This is a genomic window from Chromatiales bacterium, from assembly GCA_024234935.1.
Taxonomy (GTDB): Bacteria; Pseudomonadota; Gammaproteobacteria; order Steroidobacterales.
On sequence record JACKNI010000001.1, the window covers coordinates 18345 to 38406 of the forward strand.

Annotated in this window: 17 protein-coding genes; 10 read left to right on the top strand and 7 right to left on the bottom strand. The window is 63.7% G+C overall.

What is annotated here, in order from left to right; all coding sequences use genetic code 11:
• The first annotated feature begins 59 nt into the window (after positions 1–59).
• Together H6979_00075 and H6979_00080 are read left to right on the top strand one after the other, a co-directional pair.
• Positions 60–1118 (top strand): hypothetical protein, encoded by a 1059-nt coding sequence (locus H6979_00075; GenBank protein ID MCP5138242.1) that lies wholly within the window; start codon positions 60–62, stop codon positions 1116–1118.
• Between the two features lie 8 nt (positions 1119–1126).
• Positions 1127–1843 (top strand): TetR/AcrR family transcriptional regulator, encoded by a 717-nt coding sequence (locus H6979_00080; GenBank protein MCP5138243.1) that lies wholly within the window; start codon positions 1127–1129, stop codon positions 1841–1843.
• 14 nt (positions 1844–1857) lie between these two features.
• On the opposite strand, the gene H6979_00085 is transcribed toward H6979_00080, so the two are convergent.
• Both H6979_00085 and H6979_00090 read right to left on the bottom strand, forming a co-directional pair.
• On the bottom strand, positions 1858–2664 hold the full coding sequence (locus tag H6979_00085; GenBank protein MCP5138244.1) for an SDR family oxidoreductase: 807 nt from the start codon (positions 2662–2664) through the stop codon (positions 1858–1860).
• A gap of 31 nt (positions 2665–2695) precedes the next feature.
• Positions 2696–3013 (bottom strand): DUF1330 domain-containing protein, encoded by a 318-nt coding sequence (locus tag H6979_00090; protein ID MCP5138245.1) that lies wholly within the window; start codon positions 3011–3013, stop codon positions 2696–2698.
• A 164-nt stretch (positions 3014–3177) separates the two neighbouring features.
• Between H6979_00090 and H6979_00095 the strand changes: the two genes are divergently transcribed.
• The 8 genes from H6979_00095 to H6979_00130 all read left to right on the top strand — a co-directional run bounded on the left by H6979_00095 (position 3178) and on the right by H6979_00130 (position 14114).
• Positions 3178–4680 carry a 4-hydroxybutyryl-CoA dehydratase gene (locus tag H6979_00095; GenBank protein MCP5138246.1) on the top strand — a complete coding sequence of 501 codons (1503 nt, stop codon included), beginning with the start codon at positions 3178–3180 and terminating at the stop codon, positions 4678–4680.
• A 7-nt stretch (positions 4681–4687) separates the two neighbouring features.
• Positions 4688–5377 carry an NnrU family protein gene (locus H6979_00100; GenBank protein ID MCP5138247.1) on the top strand — a complete coding sequence of 230 codons (690 nt, stop codon included), beginning with the start codon at positions 4688–4690 and terminating at the stop codon, positions 5375–5377.
• Positions 5378–5438: 61 nt separating this feature from the next.
• Entirely contained in the window at positions 5439–6587 is a 1149-nt protein-coding gene (gene bioF / locus H6979_00105) for an 8-amino-7-oxononanoate synthase (GenBank protein ID MCP5138248.1), read from the top strand.
• Positions 6584–7279, top strand: coding sequence for a dethiobiotin synthase (bioD, locus tag H6979_00110; protein MCP5138249.1), 696 nt, complete (start codon positions 6584–6586; stop codon positions 7277–7279). Before bioF ends, bioD begins: the two co-directional genes overlap by 4 nt.
• Positions 7279–8547, top strand: a complete 1269-nt coding sequence (gene bioA, locus H6979_00115) for an adenosylmethionine--8-amino-7-oxononanoate transaminase (protein ID MCP5138250.1) — start codon at positions 7279–7281, stop codon at positions 8545–8547. Before bioD ends, bioA begins: the two co-directional genes overlap by 1 nt.
• A 45-nt stretch (positions 8548–8592) precedes the next feature.
• Positions 8593–9606, top strand: coding sequence for an LLM class flavin-dependent oxidoreductase (locus tag H6979_00120; protein ID MCP5138251.1), 1014 nt, complete (start codon positions 8593–8595; stop codon positions 9604–9606).
• Positions 9607–9717: 111 nt separating this feature from the next.
• Positions 9718–10896 (top strand): efflux RND transporter periplasmic adaptor subunit, encoded by a 1179-nt coding sequence (locus H6979_00125; GenBank protein ID MCP5138252.1) that lies wholly within the window; start codon positions 9718–9720, stop codon positions 10894–10896.
• Positions 10897–10898: 2 nt separating this feature from the next.
• The gene (locus H6979_00130; protein MCP5138253.1) at positions 10899–14114 is read left to right on the top strand and encodes an efflux RND transporter permease subunit; all 3216 of its coding nucleotides are present in this window, start codon (positions 10899–10901) and stop codon (positions 14112–14114) included.
• Here H6979_00130 and H6979_00135 read toward each other — a convergent pair.
• From H6979_00135 to H6979_00155, 5 genes are read right to left on the bottom strand one after another with little or no spacing between them, the layout of a single operon-like run.
• Positions 14111–14692 carry a cytochrome b gene (locus H6979_00135; GenBank protein ID MCP5138254.1) on the bottom strand — a complete coding sequence of 194 codons (582 nt, stop codon included), beginning with the start codon at positions 14690–14692 and terminating at the stop codon, positions 14111–14113. The genes H6979_00130 and H6979_00135 overlap by 4 nt on opposite strands.
• Positions 14693–14702: 10 nt before the next feature.
• Positions 14703–15911: an ABC transporter permease gene (locus H6979_00140; GenBank protein ID MCP5138255.1), complete on the bottom strand. Its 1209-nt coding sequence runs from the start codon at positions 15909–15911 to the stop codon at positions 14703–14705.
• A gap of 4 nt (positions 15912–15915) precedes the next feature.
• Positions 15916–17175: an efflux RND transporter periplasmic adaptor subunit gene (locus H6979_00145; protein ID MCP5138256.1), complete on the bottom strand. Its 1260-nt coding sequence runs from the start codon at positions 17173–17175 to the stop codon at positions 15916–15918.
• Positions 17172–17888, bottom strand: coding sequence for an ABC transporter ATP-binding protein (locus tag H6979_00150; protein MCP5138257.1), 717 nt, complete (start codon positions 17886–17888; stop codon positions 17172–17174). The genes H6979_00145 and H6979_00150 overlap by 4 nt, the downstream gene beginning before the upstream one ends.
• Positions 17885–20032, bottom strand: a complete 2148-nt coding sequence (locus tag H6979_00155; GenBank protein ID MCP5138258.1) for an FAD-dependent oxidoreductase — start codon at positions 20030–20032, stop codon at positions 17885–17887. Before H6979_00155 ends, H6979_00150 begins: the two co-directional genes overlap by 4 nt.
• Positions 20033–20062: the final 30 nt, after the last annotated feature.

Genomic DNA, 20062 nt, shown 5'->3' on the forward strand with positions numbered 1-20062 from the left:
GCGTTGTCGAAGATTGTATTAACATCATCTCCACACTGTTGTCCTGATGGAGATGTTCGATGACTGAATCCGCCACGCCCATGGTCCGGGCCGACGGCACCTACGCCACCGTGGCACTGCGCCAGGAAGCGATCACCGCCACTGCAGTGCAGACCCGCGTGCTTGGTGTCGATGGCGCCAATCCGGCGCCGGATATCCGGCGCAATCTCGACTACTTCCTCGAATGCATCGATATCGCCCAGGGCTTTGGCGGGCGCAGCGATCTTCTGCTGTTCCATGAATTTCCGATTACCGGTTTCTCCGACTGGACCCGCGACCAGCACTACAACCTGGCGATTGAGGTTCCTGGTCCGGAAACCGAACTGGTCGCGCAGCGCGCAAAGAAATACAACTGTTACATCGTGTTCGGCACCTATGCCAAGGACCCGAAGAACTGGCCGGGCCACATTCTCCATCTGATGGTGATGGCGAAGCCCGACGGATCGATCGTCACGCACTGGAAGCAGCGCAACGTGCGCGGGATGTTCCCCGGAGGCGAGCAGTACACCTCGGTCATCTACGATGTCTACGACCGCTTCGTCGAGATGTATGGCATCGATGCAGTGATTCCGGTCGAGCGTACCGATATCGGCAACATCGCGATGTCGGCGGTGCAGTTCGAGCCGGAGCTGTTTCGCTGCATGGCCTTCAAGGGTGCCGAGCTGATCTGTCGCGTCGCGACCGGCGGTTTTGAATTCGACGATATGCGGCTGACCTCCTACCACAACAGTCTGTATACGCTGATCGCCAACAACTGCGTGAACAGCGGCGAGCGCAACCCGGGCTTCTTCGATGACCAGGCCCACGGCGGGTCGGGCCGTTCGGCAATCTTCGGGCCGAGGGGCGTCGAGCTGTGCAAGGCCGGGCCATTCGAGACCAAGGTCTCGGCGCGGATTCCCATGGCTGAGTTCCGGCAGCGGCACCGGATTCCGGATCTGCACATGCATCTGTACCGGCCGGTTCTGGACCAATACCAGGAGCGCTACGCACCGGGCGGCTATATAGACTATATTCCCAAGGACAAGCGCGATGCCTTCCGCTATTTCCAGGAACGTTCGCGCTGGACTCACTACTGGTAGCAAATGAAGTGGTTGCCGCACGCAGCAAGCTGACGCCTACAAGCGAACGCACCCGCGAACAGCTGATCCTTGCCGGCGAGCGGCTGTTTGCCCAGCGCGGGCTGGACTGCGTTTCGCTGCGGCAGATCAATAGCGCGGCCGGGCAGCGAAATTCCTCGGCCGCCCACTATCACTTCGGATCCAAGGACGCGCTGGTCCATGCGATTCATGAATACCGCGGTGAGCGGATCAATGAGCGGCGCAAGGTCGTGCTGGCGCGGATGTCCGTACATGACCGGGAGCAGGTGCGGCCCCTGATCAAGGCGCTGGTCTATCCCATCGTCGCAGAGATCGAGGAGGCCGAAGGGGGTGGCAATTTCATCATTTTCCTGTCCCAGCTCTACTGCAGTCCGGCGCTCGACCTCGTCAACATGTGGCGTACTCACCTGAGTGAGAGCGTCGGGGAGGTTTATCAGCTGCTGCGCGCCGTGCTGCCGGAGATTCCCGAAGAGATGGCCGGCATGCGTTTCGGGCTGATGTGGGTTGCCATGATCAATACGCTGGCAAACCGGCAGCGCCTGAAGATGGCCAAGGGCGATGAGCCTGCCGTTTCCCGTACCCTGCCCGTGCTGCTCGTCAGCAACCTGATCGATATGCTGTGTGGTGCAGCCGCCGCACCCCTGTCAGCCGATACCGAAGCCGAGTTGCGGGAGCTCCGTGCAGCGACCAGCCGGCAGTCAGCCTAGGAACGCTGCCGCAATTACAGGCCGTGCTGGCTGAGCGGGTCCGGGCGGGTCAACAGCGAAACGAGCAGCCGCCGCAGGAAAACCCCGGGCGGCAGCCGGTCGATCGGGCCTTTTCCCTGCAGGATCCGTTCCACCAGCCATGGCGTGGCCGCCTCCGGTGAGTCGGCGATCGCATTCATCACCCAGCGGATTTTTCGCCATCGGGCTTCGCCGATGCGTTCGCGGATGCGGCAGTTCTCCTCGACGGTCATCGGCGTCAGCACGAAGCCGGGATTCAGCCAGCTGACGCGTACCGGACAGTCCCCGAGTTCTTTCGCCGTCGATTCAGTGAAATAGCGGGCAGCGACCTTGGTGGTGCCGTAGACGGTGAGATCGTTCTGCTTGCGGCCGTCGTAACCGAAGCCCACGGTGTTGTATATCGCGCCGCCACCCTGCCGCAGCATTCCGGCCAGTGCAACCTGGGTGCCGTGCATCAGTCCCTTCAGGTTGACGTCTATCGCTCGGTCGATCCAGTCGGGCGGCACGCTGTCGAGCCGGATCACCGGCGGGCCGACGCCTGCATTGTTGAGCCAGAAATCGATGCGCCCGAAGCGTGCGACAGCGGCATCCCACAGTTTCTGCAACTGTTCGCGCTGGCTGACGTCACAGGGCTGGCTGGCAACGAGTTCCGCCATGCCGAGCCTGCTCACCGCCGAATCAAGTCGATCGCCGGACAGATCTGACAGCATGACGCTGCATCCGCGCGCCACGAATGCCTGGGCCAGACCGTAGCCGATGCCGCTCGCGCTGCCGGTGATGACGACTACAGGTGTCTGCCGCATGACGGTGTTCCGGATCCCCGAGTGCACCGGTCTATGCGGGAAGGCTGACGGGCGGTCCGTCGACGATCAGTACCTGAAAGCGCCCGGTACCTTCGCGCAGCTTTTTGGCCTGCTCGTACTCGGGCGAGTTCCAGAAGCGCAGCGCGTGTTCCCGGCTCGGCCACTGGGAAATCAGCGCGCTGGGATGGTCGCACCAGCCGCCTTCCAGAAAGGTACCACCGGCGCCGCGCAGCAGATAATGCCCGCCGAACTGCTTCACGAGTGCGGGAACCACGCTGGCGTAGTCGGCCAGAAAGCGCTCCCGATTGTTCAGTTCAGCGAGAACGATCATGTAGCAGCATTGGGTCATGACAGTGTTCTGCCTGGCGTCTGGACTCAGTTTAGCGATACCGCCCGCCTGACGTTCGCGGTGCAGACACAATGCTACAGTACGACGGTCCGGCCTGCATGTTCTGGCATGGTATCGACCGGCCATCTGAAACCTGATTCCGGAGTGAGCGAGTGAGCAAGCCGATCCGCACCGCAGACGATTACATCGCCAGCCTTCGTGGCCGACAGTTGCGCGTGTTCCTGTTTGGCGAACTCGTATCCGAACCGGTCGATCATCCGCTGATCCGCCCCTCGATCAATGCTGTCGCGGAAACCTACGATCTGGCTATCCGTAATCCGGAACTCGGCACTGCGGTCTCTACCTATACTGGTGAACGCATCAATCGTTTCCTGCATGTGGCCGGCGGTGCTCACGATCTGGTCATGCAGAACAAGATGCAGCGGCGCCTCGGCCAGCTGACCGGCACCTGTTTTCAGCGCTGTGTGGGCATGGATGCAATCAACGCCCTGCATTCGGTCACCTTCGAAATCGACGCCGCTCACGGTACTGGATACCATCCGCGCTTCATTGCCTTCGTTACCGAAATGCAGCGCGCCGGTTATGTGATCGGCGGCGCGATGACCGATGCGAAGGGTGACCGGAGCAAGGCGCCGCACGAGCAGGCCGACCCCGACATGTTCGTGCACGTCAGCCGGCGTACGGATGAGGGTGTGTATATCCGCGGAGCGAAAGCGCACCAGACCGGCTGCATCAATTCACACTGGCTGCTGGTCATGCCGACCATGCGACTCGGTCCCGCCGACGAGGACTATGCGATCGTCGGTGCCGTACCCGTCGATGCCCCCGGCATCACCTATATCTATGGTCGGCAGTCCTGCGATACGCGGAGCATGGAGGGCGGCGACATCGATCCGGGTAACCGGAAGTTCGGCGGCCAGGAAGCGATGATCATCTTCGATGACGTGTTCATCCCCTGGGAGCGCGTCTTCATGGACCGTGAAACCGGCTTTGCGGCAATGCTGGTCGAGCGGTTCACCAGTTATCACCGGCGCAGCTACGTCTGCAAGTCCGGGGTCGGCGATGTGCTGATCGGTGCGGCCGCGACCATCGCCGACTTCAATGGCGTGGAGAAGGCTTCCCATGTGCGCGACAAGCTCGTCGAGATGACGCATCTCAACGAGACCATCTACGCAACCGGTATCGCCGCAAGCCATCAGGCGCATGCGCTCAAGTCGGGGGTGTATATCTGCGACGACATGCTGGCCAATGTCTGCAAGCATCACGTGACGCGATTTCCCTATGAAATCAGTCGCCTGGCGCAGGATCTTGCCGGCGGCCTGATGGTGACCCAGCCCTCGGAGCAGGATCTCAATCATCCGGAGATCGGTGCGCTCATGCGCAAGTATCTGCAGGGGCGGGCGGATATCCCGACCGAGGATCGGCTGCGCATCCTGCGGCTGATCGAGAACATGACGCTCGGACGCAATGCCGTCGGCTATCTGACTGAATCCCTGCACGGCGCGGGCTCACCGCAGGCACAGCGCGTACAGATCCTCCGGCAGATGCAGCTCGACTTCAAGAAGGAACTCGCGAAAGCGCTCGCCGGTATCGGGTCCGGCGGCGAGGTGGCGGCGGAGTTCGTCGACTATATGGCACGGGTCTTCAATCAACCATCCGACGGGTAGTCTGGCAATGCTGCGGTTCCTGGCTGTTTTCGCCATCTTTCTCCTCTCACACCTGATCGCGGCCACGCCGGCCATTCGCCGGCGGCTGACCGGGCTGCTGGGGGAAGCCCTGTTTACCATCTGTTATTCAGCGATGTCCCTGGCGCTCTTCACCTGGCTGATCCATTCAGCCGCACAGGCACCCTACATTGAACTCTGGCCACCGAAGGCGTGGGCCTATGCCATCACGGTCGGACTGATGCCGATTGCAGCCCTGTTGTTCGGTGCGGGCCTCCTGGAACCAAATCCGTTTTCCATTGCCTTCGTGGCGACGCCATTCGATCCGGAGAAACCGGGCGCCGTTGCAATCACGCGTCATCCCCTGCTCTGGGGTCTGGGTCTCTGGGGGCTCGCGCATGTACCGGCCAACGGTGATCTCGCAGCGGTGCTGATGTTTGGCGGGCTCGGTTCATTTGGTTTTATCGGCATGTGGGCTGTGGAAAACCGGAAGCGCAAGATGCTCGGTGAAGAGCAATGGCAAAAACTCGCCGGGCCGACCTCGCTCGTGCCGTTTGCCGCACTTCTGAGCGGACGTGCCCGCTGGCCGACCGACGGGCGCACGCTGATCGGCGGTGCGATCGCACTGGCGCTCGTGGCCTGGCTCTTGCTGGGCGGTCATTTCTGGCTCTTCAGGCGCAATCCGCTCGCCATGTTCTGACCCAGCCCTTAAGCTGCGTGGCGTGCAGCATGGCGAATGTTCATTGACAGCTTTTGACGACATGCCGGCGACGCTGGCGGCGCTGGCGAAAAAGCATCTCTACCGCCGCCGCCGCGTGGTCGAAAGCCCGGCCGGTCGGGAACTGGTCGTCGACGGCCGGCGGCTGCTGAATTTCTGCAGCAACGACTATCTGGGGCTCGCCGCAGACCAGCGCGTATGCGCCGCATTCAAGGCCGGCGTGGACCGCTGGGGTGTTGGCAGCGGCGCGTCGCATCTGGTGTCTGGTCATACCGCAGCCCATCAGGAACTCGAAGTCGCACTGGCCGGTTTTACCGGCCGGCCGCGTGCATTGCTCTTTGGCAGTGGCTATGCGGCGAATGTGGGCACGCTCAGTGCCTTGCTCGGTCCGCGCGACCAGGTCTTTGAAGACCGTCTCAATCACGCCTCGCTGCTGGATGGGGGCTGGCTCAGCCGGGCGAACTTCGACTGGTATGCCCATGCCGATATGACCGACCTCACCACCCGCCTTGAGGCTGTTCAATCGGAACGACGCAAGCTGATTGTCAGCGACGGCACCTTCAGCATGGATGGCGACCTGTGTCCGCTCGACAGGCTGATCGCGCTGTCGAAGCAGTATCGCGCATGGCTGATGATCGATGATGCACATGGTTTCGGTGTGCATGGCGTACAGGGCTGTGGCGTGGTGGACCCGGAGCAGCATGACTGCGGCGATGTGCCGGTCCTGGTCGGTACGCTCGGCAAGGCTTTTGGCACGGCCGGTGCATTTGTGGCCGGCAGCGAGACGCTGATCGAAACGCTGATCCAGCGCTCGCGGCATTACATCTACACGACGGCGATGCCCGCAGCAGTCGCCGTCGCGACGCTTGAGAGCCTGAGGATCGCGCGGGCGGAGGAGTGGCGGCGCATGCGGCTTGCCGGGCACATAGCGCGGTTCCGGCAGGGCGCCGGGCAGCTCGGCCTGCAGCTCCTGCCTTCGACCACACCGATCCAGCCGGTCATCATCGGCGCTGCCGCGGCGACCATGCAGATCGCTGCGGCACTCGAAGCGCGCGGCGTACTGGTCGGCGCCATACGGCCGCCGACAGTACCGGCAGGGACCGCGCGGCTGCGTATCACGTTCTCCGCGCTGCACGAGTCGGCCGACATCGACCGCCTGCTTGCAGCGCTGGCCGAGGCCGCAAAAACATGAAGCCTCGCCGCTATTTCATCACCGGCACCGATACGGGCGTCGGCAAGACCCAGGTCACGGCAGCACTGTTGCTGGCGGCAAAGGCGCATGGTCTGCGTTCCCTCGGTGTGAAGCCGGTGGCTGCGGGCTGCGTACCTGCAGACGGGCGGCTGGTGAACGAGGACGCCCTGTTGTTGCAGCGCTGCTCGAGTCAGTCGCCTGACTATGCGGCCGTGAATCCCGTGGCGCTCGAGCCGGCGATAGCACCACATATTGCCGCCGAGCGTGCCGGTATTTCGCTGCGTGCGACAGCGCTGGCGGACCAGGTGCGCGCACAGGAGGCGAGCGGGGCGGATGTGCTGCTGGTCGAAGGTGCCGGCGGCTGGCTGGTACCCCTGAACCAGACCGGGACGATGGCTGATCTCGCTGTCGCGCTTGGCTATCCGGTGATACTCGTGGTCGGCATGCGGCTCGGTTGCATCAATCATGCCCTGCTGACCGCACAGGCGATCAGGGCTTCGGGCCTGGAGCTCGTCGGCTGGGTGGCAAACTCCGTGGCGGCGGAGATGGATTGTCTCGCCGGGAATGTGCGCGCGATTGAACAGCGGCTGCCGGCACTGAGAATGGGGACGGTACCTTTTTTTGCTGGTGGCTGTACGCCCGAACAACTGAATACCTGGCTCGATGCGACCAGCCTGTTCGGATCTTCATGATGTCTGACTTCGATCGCGAGCACATCTGGCATCCCTATACCTCGATGACGGCGCCGCTGCCGGCCTATCCTGTGGCCTCGGCTTCCGGTACAAGACTCAGACTTGAAGATGGCCGGGAACTCGTCGATGGCATGTCTTCATGGTGGTGTGCGATCCATGGCTACAACCATCCGGAGCTGAATCGCGCGCTCACGGAGCAGCTCGGCCGCATGGCGCACGTGATGTTCGGCGGACTGACGCACGAGCCGGCGGTCAGCCTCGCGCGCCAGCTCATCGCCATCACGCCGGAGCCGCTGCAGCACGTGTTCTTCAGCGACTCCGGTTCGGTGTCGGTGGAGGTCGCCATCAAGATGGCGCTGCAGTACTGGCAGGCGCAGGGGCGGCCGGACAGGTCGCGCCTCCTCACCATCCGTGGTGGCTACCACGGCGATACCTTTGGCGCGATGGCGGTCTGCGACCCCGTCAATGGCATGCACGAACGCTTTGCATCCGTATTCCCGCAGCAGCTGTTTGCCGACCGGCCGCGCAGCCGTTTCGGCGAGGCGCTTCGGTCGGGCGACATCGAGAGTTTCGAAACTCTCATTGGCATACATGCTGGCGAACTGGCCGCCGTGATCCTCGAGCCGATCGTGCAGGGCGCGGGCGGCATGTGGTTCTACTCGGCTGACTACCTGAAAGCCGTCGGCAGACTGTGCCGGCAGCACGATGTGCTGCTGATCGCGGACGAGATAGCCACCGGCTTCGGCCGCACCGGCCGCCTTTTCGCCTGTGAGCATGCGGGCGTGGAACCGGACATCCTCTGCCTGGGCAAGGCGCTTACGGGTGGCTACATGAGCATGGCGGCCACGCTGGCAACCCGGCGCGTCGCGCATGGCATTTCGGCTGACGGCGGCGTGCTTATGCACGGGCCGACCTTCATGGCCAATCCGCTGGCCGCTGCGGTGGCTGCGCGCAGCACCGCGCTGCTCCTCGAGAGTCCGTGGCAGGCCCAGGTGCAGGCAATCGAGGCGCAGTTGGGTGCGGAATTGCGCCCGCTCGCGGCCCATCCGGCCGTCGCCGATGTGCGTGTACTCGGTGCGATCGGCGTGGTCGAGACGAGACAGCCGGTGCCGGTCGCCGAGCTGCAGCGCTGCTTTGTCGAGGCCGGGGTGTGGATCCGCCCCTTCGGCCGACTGATCTACCTGATGCCGCCGTATGTCATTACGCCACCAGACCTGCGCCAGCTCACCCGCGCAATCACTTCGGGGCTGGATCTCCTGCCGGCCTGACCGGTGCCGAGACCAACCTCGTATCCAGAGACGGAGACCGCAGAAATGAAAATCGACATTATTCTCGAGCCGGATGTGACGCCGGCAGAGATCACCGAGCTCGGCCTGCAGGCGGAAAGCCATGGCATCAATCGCATCTGGGTACAGAACTATTCAGCAGCGCGCGACTGTTTTATGAGCCTCGTGCCACTCGCACTGGCGTCGACGCGTATCGGCATCGGCGTCATGGTGGTGAGCCCCTGGGAGATGCATCCGCTGAAGATGGCCAATGCCCTGCTGACACTGAACGAGTACAGCAAGGGTCGTGCCGCGATCTGCGTTGGCGGCGGTGCCGAATGGAACGGCGTCATGAGCATTCCGATCACGCGTCGGGTGCGTGCGGTACGCGAGGCTACCGAACTGCTGAAGAAAGCCTGTGGCGAGCGGAAAGTGACGAACTACAAGGGTGAGATGTACAAGGCCAGCCATTTTTCGGCCGCATGGGCGGACGATGTGCCACCGCTGATCTATACCGGTGCGGGCCAGGAGCAGATGATCCGCATGAGCGCAACCCGGGCTGATGGCATCGTGCTCAGCGATGCGGTGCCGAAGTTTGCCGCCGCGGCGATGGGCTTTGTCCGTGAGAGCCTGCCGGCCCGCGAGCCGTCTGTCGGTCCATTCCGGGTCAGCAATTTCTGGGCATGGCACGTCAAGGCTGACCGGGAGGCGGCGCTGAAAGAGGCGCGGCGGGAACTGATCATCCGCAGCTGGCTCAGTCCGCATCATATTGGCAGCTTCATGAGCGACGAGGACTGCAAGTACATCCAGGCGCACAAGGCGGCGTTCATCACCGCCTGGCGTGACCGGTCTGGCGACATCAAGGGCGTTCCGCAGCGGATCATCGATGCCCTGATCGAGGGCATCACCACGACTGGCGACCCCGGCGAGATGGACCGGCACATCGCGCGGCTGGGCGAGTTCAGGGACGCGGGCCTCGATGAACTGGCGTTGCGCCTGCATGATGATCCCGCCGAGGCCATTGCACTGATCGGCAAGCACGTGGTGCCGGCACTCCGCTAGCCGGCCGTCCGGCATGTGGAAGATGGCGACAAATCTGTCGCCGATGTTCCGTATTCCGGTTTAAAATCCGGACCTGTCCAAGTTGGCGCCTGAACGCGACACTTCTGAACCATGTCTGTTTCATTTCTCTCTGGCGTGTTTGCGCCGGTGCGCCGGTTTGCGGCGCGTCGTGGCGGCGTGCCGCTGCTGGTGCTGTTCGTAACGGTGGCGCTGATTGCGCTGCTGCTCGCAACGCGACCCAGACTGGTACCAGAGCCACATGCCGAGCGGGTCTGGCCGGTCAAATCGGTGGCGATCAGCCGCCAGAGCCTGCGGCCACAGCTCGCCTTGTTTGGCGAGATCGTGGCGGGCAGGCGCAGCGAGCTGCGCGCGCGGGTGGCTGGCCCGATTACGCAGATCGGCAGGAACTTCCGCGAAGGCGGTCTCGTCGCGGCCGGCGAACTGCTGCTCGAAATCGATCCTTTTCACTACCGCACCATGCTCGCCGAGCGTCGCGCGCAGCTGCACGAGGCGGAAGTACGCCTCGACCAGTTGCAGCGCGAGTACCGCCGGATCGAAGCGCTGTATGTCGATCACACGGTTTCCGAGCGCGACCGCGACAACGCCGAACTCAGCCTGAAGCAGCAGGAAGCCGTCGTCGAGCAGCGGCGTATCGATGTCGAACGTGCGGAGCGTGACCTTGCCGATACGCGACTGCTTGCGCCGTATGCGGGCGTCGTCGGCAAGGTCAATGCCAACCTCGGCAAGCAGCTCGGCATCAATGACAAGGTGGCGGAGCTGACTGATACCGGCCAACTCGAGGTTCGCTTCTCGCTGTCGAATGCCGAGTACGGCCGTCTCAGGAGCAGCGGCGAGGAACTGGTCGGACGGACGGTCACCGTGACCTGGAAGGTCGGCGATGCCGATCTCGGCTATCAGGCGAAGATCGCCCGCATCGGTGCCGAGATCATTTCCACGACTGGTGGCGTGGATGTCTATGCGGTACTTGAAGACGGCCTGCGCGCGGATCTGCGGCCCGGCGCCTTTGTCGCGGTCAGGGTGCCGGACAGGGAGTACGCCGATGTGTTCGTTGCGCCTGAGAGTGCGCTTTACGGCGACGACATGCTTTATGTGATCGTCGACAGCCGGCTCGCCGACCGGCGTATCGAACTGCTCGGTCATGACGGTGACCAGATCATCTTCCGCTCCGCCGGTGAGCCGGCGCTTGCCGATGGTGACCGCGTGGTGACGACGCCGCTGCGTGAGGCTGGCGTCGGCGTGAAGGTCATCGAGCGGAAGGCCGCTGACTGAGCATGGAAGAGCGCGGCCTGATAGCGACGTTTGCTCGCCATCCGGTGGCGGGCAATCTGCTGATGTGGGTGCTGATCCTGTTCGGCATCTGGGGAGCCGGCAACATATCCCGCCAGGTACTGCCCAATTTCACGATTGAAAAGATCCGCGTAACCGTGCAATGGCCCGGCGCCAGTCCGGAGGACATCGAGAGCAATGTCCTCGAGGCCATAGAGCCCGAGATCCGCTTCCTCGAGAAGGTCAGCCGCGTCGATTCTGTCGCGTCCGAGGGGCACGCGGAGATCATCATCGACTTCGACAACGGCGTGAATATCTCCAAGGCGCTGACCGATGTGCAGTCGGCGGTGTCGCGGATCACGACCTTTCCGCAGGACATGGAACGGCCGGTCGTCTCGCAGATCGTCAACAGCGACCTGGTGTGTCGCATCGAAGTGTCCGGCCCGTTTTCGGAGAATTCCCTCAAGCGTTATGCACGGCGCATTCGCGACGACCTGCTGGACCTCGGGCAGTCTGAAGTCCGCATGACCGGTCTGCGCAAGTCGGAAATCCATGTGGAGATTCCGGGTGACACCCTGCGTGCGCTGGATCTGACAGCCGGTGACATCGCGACGCGCATTGCCGGTCTGAGCCTGGACATGCCGGCAGGCAGCATCGAGAGCGGCAGTGTCTCGCGCCAGCTGCGCACCGAGCATCTGGCCCGCACGGCGCGCGAACTTGCCGCCATCGAGGTGGTCTCGCGCAGCTCCGGCGAAAAGCTCGCGCTGCGTGATATCGGTACGGTCAGCGAGGCTTTCGAGGAAGGTGGCGTTTCACGCCGTACCGGCGACTACCAGTCCGTCGGCATGATGGTCATGCGTTCGCCCGGGGTCGATTCCGTCGAATCGCAGCAGGTGATCGCTGCCTACATCGACAAGATCCGGACTGAACTGCCGCCGACGCTGAAAGTCGACATGTATGACGTGTTTGCCGACCAGGCGACGCAGCGCGTGAGGATGGTTATCGAGAACGGTCTGCAGGGCGTCGTGTTCGTGCTGCTGATCCTGTTTCTGTTCATGAATGCACGCATTGCGTGGTGGGTCGCCTGGGGCATTCCGGTATCGGTGCTGGCTACGCTGGGTGCGATGGCGGCACTGGGCTTCACGCTCAATCTGATCAGCATGTTTGCGATCCTGATGGCGATCGGCATCATCGTCGACGACGCGATTGTCGTGGCCGAAAGCGCCGAAGTGCTGCATCGGCGCGGTTGCAGTCCGGACGAGGCGGTGATGACCGCGGTCAAACGCATGGCGCCGGCCGTGATCGCGGCCGGCCTGACGACCATCGTGGGGTTCATGCCGGTGCTTGCCATCGGTGCGACGGTCGGCAAGATCATCCGTGAGCTGCCGCTCACCGTCTGCCTGGCCGTGTCGTTCAGCCTGATCGAGTGCCTGTTCGTCTTGCCGATGCATCTCCGGCATGCGCTGATCCGGCTCGACAAGCAGGGTGGCGCAGACGTGAATCCCTTCAGCGCCAGTCTGGCCCGGGGCGGCAGCGGAATCGGGCGCTGGCCGGCGCTGGCGGGCTACCGGCTGGTCGAGGCGCGTGAAGGGTTTCTGGTTCGCTTCCGGGCGTTTCGTGAAGGCCGTTTTGCCCGCTTTACGGCGCAGTGTTACCGGCATCGCTACAGTACGGCGCTGGCCACCGTTTGCACACTGATCCTCACCGTCGCGATGTTTGCCACCGGCCGGGTGGGCTTCGAGTTTTTTGCCTCGCCGGAGACCGACCTGTTTTTCGGCAATTTTTCCTTCACGCCCGGCACGCCGCGCGAGCAGACGGCAAAGATGGTCGAGGAGATGGGCCGTGCCGCGCGCGCGGCTGAGGCGAAACTGACCGGTGGCAAAGGCGGACTGATCCGCTACCAGGTTGGCAGCATCGGCACCAACGAATCGCGGCCGGGAGAGGCGATACAGACCGGTGACCATGCGGGCGGTTATACGGTAGAGCTGATTTCCGGTGACCTGCGCGACGTACACAACGCGGCATTCATCCGTGCCTGGCGTGAGGAGGTCGGGCTGCTGCCCGGCGTCGAACGATTGAGCATCGTGGATCTCAGCGCCGGTGGCCCACCCGGGCGCGATCTCGACATGCGTCTTTCCGGCGCGCCCTTGCGGGTACTCAAGGCTGCCGCTGTTGAACTGCTGGAACGGGTTGCCGATGTGCCGGGCATCGATTCAGTCGCCGATAATCTGCCGTGGGGCAAGCAGGAACTGGTGCTGGAACTCACGCCTGCCGGCCGTGCGATGGGCTTTAGCACGCAGGGCGTCGCCCGGCAGGTGCGCGATGCCTTCGAGGGGGCGATTGCAAAGCGCTTTCCGCGCGACCAGGAAGAGGTCATCGTGCGGGTCAAGCTGGCCCGCACCGGGAACAGTGCGGACACGATTCGCGACCTCTATCTGCGCGCGCCGGATGGTTCGGAAGTGCCCCTGCCCGAGGTCGTGGATCTCAAGTCAAGGGTCGGTTTTTCGGAGATTCGTCGTGAGGACGGCCTGCGTCAGGTGGCCGTGTCCGCCGACGTGGACTACGACGTAACGACCACGAATGAAGTTGCCGCACTGCTCAGGGCATCGGTGCTGCCCGAACTGATGCGCAAGTATGGTGTGCAGGTCGAGTTCAAGGGCAAGGCGGAGGAGCAGGCGCGCGCACTCGGCGAATTCCGTACGGCGCTGATGCTGGCCCTGTCCGGCATCTACATCATTCTCGCCTGGGTGTTTTCGAGTTACACCCGACCGCTGGTGGTCATGGCGATCATTCCCTTCGGACTGGTCGGCGCCGTCTTCGGTCACTGGGTGATGGGCTACAACATCAATATGCTGAGCCTGCAGGCACTGCTCGGCCTGTCCGGGGTGCTGGTCAACGATTCGATCGTGCTGCTGCAGACCACCGAAGAGTACCGTGCAGGTGGTGCGGTGTTTTCCGATGCCGTCATGCAGGCAGTCCGTGACCGTCTGCGCCCGGTGATCCTGACCACCGGCACGACCATCGGCGGCGTGGTCAGCCTGTTGTTCGAAGGCAGCCTGCAGGCGCAGCTGGTACAGCCGATTGCCGTGACGCTGATCTTCGGTCTGCTGTTTTCACCATTCCTCGTATTCCTGTTCGTCCCCGCCATGCTCGGCATCGGCGAGGATCTGCGCCGGTGGCGGCGCGGTGACGGGGAGCGGGAGGCTGCTCCAGCCAGCTAGCCGCGCCACATGCGCGAGAGCACACCATCGTGCCGGATGTACTCGTGCCAGAGCGCTGCCGATATGTGCAGCAGCAGGATTGCGGCACCGACCTTCCAGCAGCTTTCATGGATTTCGCCAAACAGGTCGCTGGTAAAGGGCGAGCCGGGTGCAGCCTGCGGCACGATGCGAAACACATGGTCCCAGCCGAAGAAGTAGATCGGAAAATCACCGGTCCAGGCCGAGAGCGCGGCCCAGCCGCTGAGCGGAAAGATGAACAGCAGCGCATAGAGTGCGATATGCGTCGCCCGGGCGACGAAGCGCTGCCAGGCGACGAGCGCGCGGGGCAGTGCCGGTGACGGATTGCCGAGCCGCCAGGACAGTCGCAGCATGACGAGGATCAGTATCAGGAAGCCGTTGGTGTTGTGCGCCTGCGAGAGTCTCATCACCAGAGCCGGGTCGCCGTGTCCGGCCTGCCAGGCATCGTAGGCATCGACCATCAGAAAGCCGAGCGGCAGCTGGACGAGGATCATGGCGGCGATCAGCCAGTGCAGGCTGCGTGTGACAAGCCCCCAGCGGTCAGGTGTGTTGCGCAGCATGGCCGGGCGCTTACTCGTAGCGCAGCGCCTCGATCGGATCCAGGCGTGCGGCTTTGCGCGCCGGCCAGATGCCGAAGAACAGGCCGACGGTCGCACTGAAGCCGAAAGCCAGTGCGACTGCGACTGGCGAGACCTGGGTATTCCAGCCGACGAACTTTGCCAGCAGTGCGGCGATGCCGCTGCCAAGCAGGATTCCGGCCAGCCCGCCAAGCATGCACAGCACCATCGCCTCGATGATGAACTGCAACATGATGTTGCGCCGGCTGGCACCCAGCGCCTTGCGTATGCCGATTTCCCGGGTGCGCTCGGTAACCGTCACCAGCATGATGTTCATGATGCCGATGCCGCCGACCACCAGGCTGATGCTGGCGATACCCGCGAGCAGAATGGCGAAAATGTTGGCTGCAGCCTCCCGCACGTTGAAGAACTGGCGCGGGTCGGCAATGCTGAAGTCGTTGTCCTTGCCGGGCAGGATCTGGTGTTCGCGCCGCATCACGCGCTCGATCTCGACGATGGCCCGTTCCACGCTCACGCCTGGCGCCATCTGCGCGCTGATCGAATCGAGCTGGTCGGTACCGAACACCCGGTAGCGGGCGGTATAGAAGGGAATCCAGAGCTGCTCGTCCACATTGCGAAAGCCGCTGGCACCTTTCTCAGCCAGCACACCGATGACCGTGAACGCCAGGCCCTTGATGTAGATCGTCTGGCCGACGATTGCGCTTTCGGTGCTGCCGAGCTTTGCCGGCACCGACGCGCCGAGAACGGCGACGGTGCGGCGGTTTGCATCATCGGCATTGCTGAACAGGCGACCGGAGGACAGGGTATAGCCCTGTACGGCGGAGAAATTGGCACTCACCCCGACCACGCGCAGGTTTTCATTGCGATTGCCCAGCTTGGTCTGTGGTTGACCGCCGATTTCCGGGACCACGGCGCGTACCGACGGTGCGTCGCTGGCAATGGCCGCTGCATCCTTGATGGTGAGCTTTGCGCCGCTCTGGGCGACGCCCATGCGCATGAAGCTGCCGGCGCGAACGCTGAGCACGCTGGCGCCGAGCGCATCGATCTGCGCATCGACTGCAGCCCTCGCGCCGGAGCCGATGGCGATCATGGTGATCACGGAGGCGACGCCGATGATGATGCCGAGCATGGTCAGAAAAGCACGGAACAGGTTGGCGCGTACCGATTGCAGGGCCACCAGGATCATTTCCGTGATCAGCATGGCATCACTCCTTCTTGGTGTCGCTCATGCCGGGCATGCCGGTGAACTTGCGCATCTGCTGCTGAAAGCGCTGCTGTGTTTCAACCAGGCCGGAACTCGGCAGCATGTAGACCTGATCTGATTCCTTCAGTCCGGCGAGTATCTCGCTGTAATCGAGGTCGGTGATGCCGGTGAGTACTTCGACGGCAACCGGCTTGCCCTCGCGCTGGACAAAGACCCAGTAGTGATTGCGGAACTGATAGCCGCCGGCAGTACCGCCGGCGGGATCGGCCTTGGCCTGGGCCGGGAGTGCATTGTTCTTCAGTTGTTCGCGCGCGGTTGCTTCGTCGAGGCCAACCAGACTCGCCGAGGTGGCCAGGTCGCGGTCCGTACGCAGCGCATTGGTCGGGATCGCCAGTACGTTGTCGCGTTCCGTGATCAGGATCGAGACGTCGGCGTTCATGCCGGGCTTCAGCAGTCCGGCGTCATTGTTGAGCACGATGCGCACGGCAAAGGTGGTCACCGTCTGGTCGGCGCTGGCCTGCGGTTCGATCTTGAGCACCTTGCCCTTGAAGGGCTGGTTCGGAAACGCGCTTACTGTCACCACCGCGGTCTGTCCCGGGCTGATCTTGCCGATATCGGTTTCGTCGACCAGCGCACGGACCTGCACGCTGCTGAGGTCGGCCATCTTGAGCAACAGCGTGCCGCCGCCGACGTCCATGATGGGGGAGGAGATTACCTGGCCTTGCTCGACCAGCTTCTCGATGATCGTGCCGGTGATCGGGGCGCGCAGGTCGGTGTCATCGAGCTGTATCCTTGCGGTTTCCACGGCCACATTCGCGCGCACGACGTCGGCTTTCGCATTTGCCAGTTCCAGCTGTGACTGCTCGTACTCGACCTCATTGAGGATCTTTTCTTCGAGCAGTTTTGCCGAGCGCTTGTTTTGCGCCTCGGCAATCGAGCGGCGTGCCTTGGCCGCCTCCAGTTGGGCCTGCGCCTGGGCCAGCGAGTTGCTCGGATTGCGTTTGTCGATCTGTACGAGCAGCGTGCCGGCCTTCACGAGCTGGCCGGTCTCCGCCTTCAGGTCGAGGATCTGGCCGGAAGCCTTCGACTTCAGTTCCACGGTGAGTGCCGGCTCGATCTGCCCGGCCGCTTCAACGGCCACTCGTATGTCACGCTTGCTGACTGCTACCGTCTCATAGGTGGTTTGCGCCTGGTCTGCAGGGCGCCCGCAGGCGGTGAGCAGGACGATGATCAGGGCCAGTGGCCAGAACTTCTGCTTCATGAGGAACCTTCTTGCCGGTTGATGGTGTCCGATTCAATCTGCCCGTCGAGCAGGCGGATCGTGCGGTGGGCGTTGTTGGCCACGTCGCTGTCGTGCGTGACCATGACGATCGTGTTGCCGGCAGCATGCAACCCGGCAAACAGTTCGAGGATATCGTGCGCGGTGATTGAATCCAGGTTGCCGGTCGGCTCATCTGCCAGCAACAGGCTCGGGCGCGTCACCAGCGCGCGGGCCACGGCGACGCGCTGGCGCTGGCCGCCGGACAGCTCGGACGGCCGGTGCCGGATACGCTCCTGCAGGCCGACCTGCTCGAGCGCGAGTCGTGCCCGTTCGATCCGTTCGCGACGCGAAACGCCGGCATAGATGAGCGGCAGTTCGACATTGTGCAGGGCGTCGGCACGCGCCAGCAGGTTGAAAGTCTGGAAAACAAATCCGATCTCGCGGTTGCGCAGGGCGGCGAGCTGCGAGTCATGCAGGTTGGAAACCAGGTTGCCGTTAAGCCAGTACTCGCCACTGTCGGGGCGATCCAGGCAGCCGATGATGTTCATCAGCGTCGACTTGCCGGAACCGGAGGGCCCCATGATCGCAACGTACTCGCCGCGCCTGATGGTGATGTCCACGCCGCGCAGGGCACGGATCACCGTATCGCCCATCGGAAAACTGCGTTCCAGCTGACGTATCAGGATGACCTCGTCGGCGGCGGGTGTATTCATGAATTGCCGCTCCCGAGTCTGCGGCGATTGAGGTAGCCAGCCAGCCGCAGCAGACGGGCCGGCAGATGCCGGCTTTGCCACGCGCCTGCCGCAGCCTTGTTGGCTTCGGCCAGCGTCGGATAGATGTGCACGGTGGAGAGGATCTTGCGCAGGCCGAGGCCATGGCGCATGGCCAGCACAAACTCGCTGATGGTATCGCCGGCATGGGGACCCACGATGGTCGCGCCGAGAATCCGGTCGCTGCCGCGCGGGGTTATCAGCCGGATGAAGCCGCGGGCCTCGCCATCGGCGATGGCGCGATCGTGTTCGTCGAGGGCGTGGCTGGTGACTTCGATGTCCAGGCCGGCAGCCCGGGCCTCGGCCTCGGTAAGCCCCACGCGAGCCACTTCGGGATCGGTGAAGACGGCGGCCGGCATCACGGTGTCGTCGACACGAAAGCGCCAGAAGCGGCCCCACAGCGCATTCATGGCGCAGTACCAGGCCTGGTGGGCAGCGGCATGGGTGAGCTGCCAGGGACCGGCCACATCACCGCAGGCGTAGATATTCGGCAGGCTGGTCTGCATGTATTCGTTGACCGTGATTGTGCCGTTCGGGTTCAGTGCGATGCCCAGCGCTTCGAGTCCCAGCCCGCTCGTTCGCGCCGTGCGGCCGGTGGCGATCAGTGCCATGTCGAAGTCCAGCTCCAGTTCGCGGGTGCCATCGCTACAGTGTAGCCGTCCCCCTTCCGGGCGTCGCTCAAAGTGTTGCGCTGCCCAGCCTGTGAGCAGCTGTATACCCTCGGCGGCAAACTGTGTGGCGATCGCGGCAGATATGGCATCGTCTTCGCGGTTGAGCAGGCGCGGCAGCCGCTCCACGAGCATCACCTCGCTGCCGAGCCGCCGGAAGGCCTGGGCGATCTCGCAGCCGATCGGCCCGCCGCCGAGTACCAGCAGGCGCCGGGGTTGCGCGCCGAGATCCCACAGGCTGTCCGAGGTGACATGGGGGATATCGCCGAGCCCCGGGATCGGTGGCAGGGTCGGACTGCCGCCGGTGGCGAGCACGATGCTGCGCGTCCTGATCTCGCGTCCGCCGACGGCAACGGTCCATGGTGAAGTGATATGCGCCTCGCCCCTGACGCACTCCACGCCGAGCGCCGTATAGCGCTCCACCGAGTCATGCGGTTCGATGCGGGCGATCACCTCGCGGACCCGCTGCATGATGCGGCTGAAATCCGTACCCGGCGTCGCCGGGTTCAGGCCAAACTCGGCGGCGCGACGCTGGTAAGCGGCCAGCCGTGAGGAGCGGATCAGTGCCTTGCTCGGCACACAACCGCTGTTCAGGCAGTCGCCACCCATCGCGCCGGATTCAATCAGCACGACCTTGGCGCGCGCTGCGGCGGCCACATAAGCGCTGACCAGGCCGGCTGCGCCCGCGCCGATCACCACCAGGTTGGCATCGAAGCGACGCGGCCGCCTGAAGCGTGCATAGCGTTGCCGTACGCGGAGCATCGCCACCAGCCGGTGCGCCAGCAGTGGAAAGATGCCGAGCAGCGCCAGGGAAGCCAGCAGCGCGGGTGACATGATGCCGCTCACCGAATCGATGCGTCCGAGCTGTGCCCCGGCGTTCACGTAGATCAGCGTCGCCGGCAACATGCCGATCTGGCTCACCCAGTAAAAGCTGCGCGCGGGCAGCCGGGTCAGCCCCATCACGGCATTGATGACGAAGAAGGGAAAAACCGGTACCAGGCGCAGGGCAAACAGATACCAGACGCCTTCCTCGCGGATGCCGGCGTTCACGCGTTTCATGCTGGCGGCAAAGCGGCGTTCGACCAGTGGCCGGAACAGGAAACGGGCAGCGAGCAGGTTCAGCGTTGCGCCGATGCTGCTGGCAAAGGACACCATTATCAATCCCTGCAGTGTGCCAAAAATTGCACCGGCTGCCGTCGTCAGCAAGACCGCGCCGGGAATACCCAGCGCCGCGGTCAGCACATAGAGCAGAAAGAAGCTGCCACCGGCAGCCAGCGGTGCAGCCTGCACGCGACTGCGTATGTCGGCCAGCAGCTGCGGCAGGCTGCCGGGCCCTGAGCCGGTTCCCGGCCACAGCCACCAGACGCCGGCGACGATGCCGGCGCCCAGCAAGGCGCCGATGATGAGCTTGCGATTCATTTGCGCCACAATGCCGGAGCAGCCGCGCGC